The organism is Cetobacterium sp. (assembly GCF_051653945.1).
Classification (GTDB): domain Bacteria; phylum Fusobacteriota; class Fusobacteriia; order Fusobacteriales; family Fusobacteriaceae; genus Cetobacterium_A.
Window position 1 is genome coordinate 1 of sequence record NZ_JBOFXD010000099.1, and the last position, 6,794, is coordinate 6,794.

At 26.1% G+C, this 6,794-nt stretch carries 6 protein-coding genes; 3 read left to right on the forward strand and 3 right to left on the reverse strand.

The window, feature by feature from the left end; translation table 11 throughout:
* Window positions 1–222: 222 nt before the first annotated feature.
* The 3 genes from ACRC8M_RS10480 to ACRC8M_RS10490 form a co-directional block, all read right to left on the reverse strand.
* Entirely contained in the window at window positions 223–1,941 is a 1,719-nt protein-coding gene (locus ACRC8M_RS10480; protein WP_438529079.1) for a glycoside hydrolase family 3 protein, read from the reverse strand.
* Between the two features lie 13 nt (window positions 1,942–1,954).
* The gene (locus ACRC8M_RS10485; RefSeq protein ID WP_438529080.1) at window positions 1,955–2,788 is read right to left on the reverse strand and encodes an HAD family hydrolase; all 834 of its coding nucleotides are present in this window, start codon (window positions 2,786–2,788) and stop codon (window positions 1,955–1,957) included.
* A gap of 276 nt (window positions 2,789–3,064) precedes the next feature.
* Window positions 3,065–4,306: a helix-turn-helix domain-containing protein gene (locus ACRC8M_RS10490; protein ID WP_438529081.1), complete on the reverse strand. Its 1,242-nt coding sequence runs from the start codon at window positions 4,304–4,306 to the stop codon at window positions 3,065–3,067.
* A gap of 208 nt (window positions 4,307–4,514) precedes the next feature.
* Here ACRC8M_RS10490 and ACRC8M_RS10495 point away from each other — a divergent pair, with 208 nt between their 5' ends.
* The 3 genes from ACRC8M_RS10495 to ACRC8M_RS10505 form a co-directional block, all read left to right on the forward strand.
* On the forward strand, window positions 4,515–5,372 hold the full coding sequence (locus tag ACRC8M_RS10495; protein ID WP_438529082.1) for a sugar phosphate isomerase/epimerase family protein: 858 nt from the start codon (window positions 4,515–4,517) through the stop codon (window positions 5,370–5,372).
* Window positions 5,366–6,535, forward strand: a complete 1,170-nt coding sequence (locus tag ACRC8M_RS10500) for a Gfo/Idh/MocA family protein (RefSeq protein ID WP_438529083.1) — start codon at window positions 5,366–5,368, stop codon at window positions 6,533–6,535. The genes ACRC8M_RS10495 and ACRC8M_RS10500 overlap by 7 nt, the downstream gene beginning before the upstream one ends.
* A gap of 3 nt (window positions 6,536–6,538) precedes the next feature.
* A partial coding sequence (locus ACRC8M_RS10505) for a Gfo/Idh/MocA family protein (RefSeq protein WP_438529084.1) occupies window positions 6,539–6,794 on the forward strand: 256 nt, incomplete at its 3' end.

Sequence of the window (6,794 nt, forward strand, 5' to 3'; positions counted from 1 at the left end):
CTTAATGACAGCTTTATCTGAAAGAGAATTAATTAAAAAAATGATTAAACTAAATAAAAGATTATTTGCTCTAGAGAACAAGTAATAAAAAGTGAAAACAAAAAACCCCTTGAAATTTTCAAGGGGTTTTAATTTTATAGGAAAATTATAGAAGAAATTTAATATTACTCTAACTTGAAGGCTTACCCAAATATTTAATTAGACTAATTTAAATTAAAGCTACTATAGTTTAGCTTGCCATTTATTGGTCCAAACATTTTCATTTGGAGTTCCTTTAAATTTAGATTTTCCTTCCATTTTATCAATAAGTTGAATTATTGATTCATGTGTATCTTTGTATGCATTGATATATGTTTTTACCATTGTAACATCATGCAAATGAGTTGTAAAGTTTAAGGAAGCAAATATAGTTGGTACTTCATGAACAAACCAAGGAACTTCATTTGCCATTGCAGCTTTCCATCTTATTCTATAGTTATTTTCAGCACCATATCCAACAATATTACCAATAACAAGTGCTAAGTCTGTTTCTTCACGATATTGTAAAGTTTTTCCTTTTATACGATCAAATCCATTATTAATAGTAACTATATACCCACGATTTTCTAATTCTGATTTAATTAAATCTTGTGTACTTGAATTACTTTCATAAATTCCACCTTTTTCACCTTCTAACATATATAAACGAACTCTTTTATGATTAATTGGGTTTATAGGTAGATTATTTTGAGTATCTTTAACAAGGGTTATTCCCTTATCTGCAGCCTCTATACTCATTTTAATATGTTCTTCACAACCAATTATTTCTAACTCCTTTTTGTCTTTTAATAACTGATTATTACTTTGTTTTATATGCAAATTTAACTTAGCTTTCAACCCTAAAATTCTTTCTAAGGCATCTTGAAGACGTTCTTCTGTGATGACTCCATTTTTATACCCATTTAGCATAAATTGGAAATCTTCATCAATATTATTAAAGAATAAAAACATATCACATCCTGCCGCAATTGATTTAGGAACATAATCTTCACGACGCATTGCAGAAGTCATACCTAGCATATGAGAAGCATCAGTGATTACTAAGCCATTAAAATTTAATTTGGTTTTTAAGAGATCTTCTATTAATTCAGGAGCTAAAGTTGCAGGCAAAATATCTTTATCTTCAAGTTCAGGCATTAAAAATTTTTGATATTCAGGGAGTGCAATATGTCCAGCCATAATCATCTCAACACCGTTATCAATATGGTTACGATACACACGTCCAAATGATTCTTCCCATTCTTTTACAGATAGTTCGTTTACTCCTAGAACTAAGTGTTGGTCACGCTCTTCTGTACCATCTCCTGGCCAATGTTTAATGCAAGTTATAATTTCACTGTGATTTAAACCCTGAATATATGCATTTGTGTACTTGATAACGTCATCAGCATTTGTACCATAAGCTCGTGTATTTACAATAGTATTTCTCCAGTTTTTTAAAATATCAACACAAGGGTCAAAATTAACATTAACACCGAGAGAAGTAGATTCACGACCAGATACATATCCAGCCTGATATGAAACTTTTGTATCTCTGGAAGCCTCAGCCTGTGCACCAGAAGCTATATATGTTCCATCAGAACACGCACCGTTTCCACCAGCATCACAGTTAGCGGCAACAAGAAGCGGAATTTTTGCATCTTTTTGTAACTGATTAATTAATCCTTGAACCTCTTCTGAGTTAGCCCCATGATAACGAGCACCACCTATATGGAATTTATCTAAAATTTCTTTATTTGTATATTTGTTTCCACTAAAATGATCATTTCCAAAGAAAAATAGATTAAAGAATAATTGTCCTATTTTTTCTTCTGTAGTCATATTTTTAATTGTTTCTTTAACCCAATTTATTTGAATTTCGTCTAAATTATATGGTTTTTGCTTTAAGTTAACTTTTGCCATTTTTCCTCCCATTTTATTTAAGATTTAATAATCTTTTGAAATTATTGTTTATATTATTTTGATATTCTCCTAAATATAAATTATTTACAAATCTATTTAGAGCATTCGAAGTTAATTCATTCCATGACTCTTCCTCTTTTCCAAATAAAATAGGGAAAAAGAAAACATTATTTATCAGAGCGGCCTCTAAATCTCCAGGAGCATCTCCTATCATTAAAATATTATCATTGTTATAGCCGTAATCTTTTAGTTTTTTTATACAAATTGCTTTAGTCCCTGCTTCTTGACCAAAAACTATATCCACGTGATTTAAAAGTTCATGACGACTCCACTCACTATATATAGCTTGGCTATTAGCAGAGCTAACAACAGCTATATTTGCAACTTTATGAAGTTCTTCTAAATGTTTTTTAACATTTGGGAATGGAGAATCTTTTCCTACAAGTTCTTCAATTCCATTATTTACACTTTGACTCCATTCTAATGTTTTAATTAAATCGTTTGTTTTATTTTTTTCAATTTCTAGTTCAAGAGAAGAGTTAGATAGTTCTTTAGTTGTTTCTGTCCATCTTATAAGATTTGAGATATCTTCTATTTTTTCACCTCTTTTAATAGCATCTTGTAATCCTAAAACCAATCCTTTAAAACGATTAATTCCTCGAGTATTTGAATATAAATTTATCTGGTTCCATTTATCTAAAAATGTTTTGGAATCATTTATATTAAAAAATTTTGCTGCAAGTGGTCCGAAATAATTTAAATGTTTTATATCCATAGTGTTCATAGCACATCCATCAGAGTCAATACATATTAAAAATTTTTTTTTATATTTTATATCTATTTTCATATTTTTAACCGCCTTAATTATAGTTTAATACATATTTTTAAATATTTTATATTTTCATTTTAAAATGTCAGTTATAATATCACCACCTAAAAGTATTTTTTTAGAACTTAAAAACTTATTTTAGTTCAATAAATTATATTATATAAATAAAAAATTAAATAATTTAAAATTTGATTTTTTCTATGTTTTTTTTTGACATAAAAAAAATCGATAGAAAATTAGATAATTTTTCTATCGATTATTTTTTGTTTTAAGGGTCTTAAGTAAGCTTAATTTTTAGATAAAATATAATGATGTTTCATTTGAAACATTAAGTTTTTTATTACTATTTTTAAATTCACAAGGTGTTAAACCAGTACTTTTTTTAAAAAATTTAGAAAAACTATTAACATCTGAATAACCTAATTTATAAGCTATTTCAGAAGTTTTATATTTTTTATTTAGTATATAATTACAAGCAATATTTATTTTCAAATTTTTAATATAGTCTTTAAAATTCAATCCAACTTCTTTTTTAAATAATCGAGAGAAATATTCAGAATTTAGTCCAATGAATTCAGAAACACTAGATAAAGATAAGATATCTTTTATATTTATATCAATATAAAGTAATGCTGTTTTTATTTTAGGGTTAAAATTATTATATTTTTGATGATGAAAAAGACAAAGTAAAGAATATTCTTTAATTATTTGCTCTTGTACTTGTTTGATTTCACTTAAAGTAGAGCATTGTTCTATAATTGAGAAAAATTTAGATGATAAGTTGTGAATTAATGTGGGAGGAATATCTAATTCTTCAACAGCTTTTCTTATGATTCCACTAGAAATAAATAAACCGTTTTTTAAAGAGCGAAAAACATTACTAGGTATACGTTGTGGGAGTTCAGACATTTCCATAATAAGATTATCATATTTTATAGCATTTTTATAATCTCCTAATTTTATATATTTAATTTTTTCATTTTCAAAATGATATCTCTTGTTAGTTAATTCAATATCTTCGGATATTGAATTAAATTTTTGTGGTTCAATTTCTTCTATAAATATATTTTCTCTTAAGAAATTAGAGTTGTTTTCTAATTCAATAAAATTAGAGTTAATGAGATTATAAATAATAGTTGTTAAAATTTCTGTAGAGATTGTTTTTATTTTTTTTAAATTCATATAAAAATCATATTCATTTGAATTATATTTTTTTAACTTATAAAGTTCCTGTTGTTTTTCATAATAAAAATCATTCATTAAAAAAGGTCCGACTACAAAAAAAATATTAGAGTTACTAAGTTTAGCACAAACATAATGAAGGTTATAATTAGAGATTTTTTCAAAAATTAAAGTTTTATGATTTTCATCTAATAAATAACTTTTAATTTGATTTATATTGTTAGAAGTTAAATTTAATCTATCCATTATATGAAAACTATTATGATTGAAAATATTTTTTTTATTTTCAAAAGTTAAAACATTTGTATTTGTAAGAATTGCCAAAACATTGCATAAAGTAGCTAATTTATTCATATCATCCTCCTTAATTTGAAAATGAAACTTTATTATATTCTTTTTTCTAACTTAAAATTAAATAATTTCCACTTTAATAAAAAATATCATAAAAAATATTAAAAGTCAAAAAAAAACCTATAAAATATCAAATTTAATAATTTTTAAAATGTTTTTATATAATATAATTAATAATAAATAGAGGTCATAAAGTTTGGAAGGTGAACAAATGAAGGTAACAGGTTTTATAGATGAGATAGATCAGACATTTATAGAAGAGCTAGAGGTTGCAAAATCTTTATCTATGAATTACATTGAATTGAGATCAATTAATGGAAAAAATATATCTGAAATACCATTAAATGAAATTACGAACATAAAAAATGAATTAGATAAAAAAGGATTGAAGGTTTCTTCGATAGGATCTCCTATAGGAAAAATTAGAATTGAAGATGATTTTATAAGTCATCTAAAAAAATATGATCATATTTTAAAGATATGTGAAATTTTAGATGTTAAGTACATAAGAATATTTAGTTTTTTTATGTTAAAAGACGAAAAAGAATACTATGAAAATGAAGTTTATTCTAGATTAAATATATTTTTAGAAAAAATAAAAGATAAAAATATAATTTTGTTACATGAAAATGAAAAGGATATTTATGGAGATGATATTGAAAGCTGCTTAAAACTTGTAAAAAACATAAATAATCCTCAATTTAAATTAATTTTTGATATGGCTAATTTTGTTCAAGTAGGAGAAAATGCATTAAAAGCCTATGAAACTTTAAAAGAGTATATTGAATATTTCCATTTAAAAGATGCTAAAATGCTTTCTAACGAAAATGTTTTAGTGGGAACAGGGGATGGAGATATAGAGAAAATTTTACTGAAACTGCATAAAAAAAATTATAATGGTTTTTTATCTTTAGAACCTCATTTGACAAACTTTAGCACATTACAACAATTGGAATTGGATGATATTAGAGAAAGAAAAATTCAGTATCAAAGTGGAGAAGAAGCATTCAGATTAACGTATAAAGCATTAAGAAATATGATTGAAACTCTAGGAGGAATAATATGTTAAGAATAGGATTAGTTGGAATTGGATTTATGGGAAGAGTGCATATGTTATCTTTTACGGATAAACCAATGATTCCAAATGCACATGTAAAAAATGGGAAATTAGTTGCAGTATGTGATATCGATTCTAAAAAATTAGAACAAGCAAAAGAAGAAATTCCAAGTTTAGAAACTTTTTCTGATTATAAAGAAATGTTAGCATCTGGAAAAGTAGATGCTGTAATAATAGCAACACCACACTATTTACATCCATTAATGGGTATAGAAGCTATAAAACATAAAATTCCAGTATTAATTGAAAAACCTGTAGGTGTATTTACAAAAAATGTATTTGAATTAAATGAAATTGCAAATCAAAATCCAGACGTTATATTTGGGTTATTATTCAATCAAAGAACGAATCCTTTCTTTGTAAAAGCGAAAGAAATAATTGATAGTGATGGAATTGGTACATTGAAAAGAATGAACTGGATAATTACAAATTGGTATAGACCTCAAAAATATTATGATAATGGAAGTTGGAGAGGAACTTGGGCTGGTGAAGGTGGAGGAGTTCTAATGAATCAAGCACCCCACCAAATAGACTTATGGCAATGGCTATGTGGTATGCCAACAAAAGTTAGAGCCTATTGTAAGTTTGGTAAAAATAGAAATATAGAAGTTGAAACAGATGTAACAGCTTATGTGGAGTATCCTGAAGGAGGAAGTGGAGTATTTATAACATCAACGCATGATGCTCCGGGAACAAATAGATTAGAGTTAATAGGAAATAATGGAAAAATAGTTATTGAAAATGAAATTTTATCATATAAAAAATTATTGGTTCCAGAAAATGAATTAAATAAAACAGCTACAGCCAATTTAATGGATCCTAAAAATGCACCTCAATTTGAAGAAACAATATATACAAAAGAAGAGTTAGGAAATATTCCTTGGGGAGTAGAGCATGCGATTACTATTGAAAATTGGATTAATACAATTGAAGGAAAAGAAGAATTAATTGCTCCAGGAGTTGAAGGGATAAAAGCATTAGAATTGATTAATTCAATGTTATTATCAACATTTTTAGATAAGGAAATTGAGTTACCAATAGACCCAGAAAAATATTATGATGAATTAATGAAAAAATGTGAAAATTCAGAATTTAAAGATACTTGGAGAGTGTAACTTATGAAGAAATTAAATGTTGGAATAGTCGGTTGTGGAGTAATTAGCTCTGTTCATATACCTTTAATTTTGAAGAAGCATAATTTAGTAGCTGTTTGTGATATAGACCAAAAAAAGGCAAAAAATATAGCGATTGAAAATGAATGTTCTTATTATAAAGATTATTCTGAGATGTTAAAAAAGGAGGAGTTAGATGTAGTTCATATTCTAACTCCTCACAATATAAGGTACGATGTTATAAATGAAGCTGTAAAAAATA

What these genes read in the sequence shown, in the direction of transcription:
- ACRC8M_RS10480 (WP_438529079.1), bottom strand. Translation starts at nt 1,941, where the DNA reads ATGGCAAAAGTTAACTTAAAGCAAAAACCATATAATTTAGACGAAATT.
- ACRC8M_RS10485 (WP_438529080.1), bottom strand. Translation starts at nt 2,788, where the DNA reads ATGAAAATAGATATAAAATATAAAAAAAAATTTTTAATATGTATTGAC.
- ACRC8M_RS10490 (WP_438529081.1), bottom strand. Translation starts at nt 4,306, where the DNA reads ATGAATAAATTAGCTACTTTATGCAATGTTTTGGCAATTCTTACAAAT.
- ACRC8M_RS10495 (WP_438529082.1), top strand. Translation starts at nt 4,515, where the DNA reads ATGAAGGTAACAGGTTTTATAGATGAGATAGATCAGACATTTATAGAA.
- ACRC8M_RS10500 (WP_438529083.1), top strand. Translation starts at nt 5,366, where the DNA reads ATGTTAAGAATAGGATTAGTTGGAATTGGATTTATGGGAAGAGTGCAT.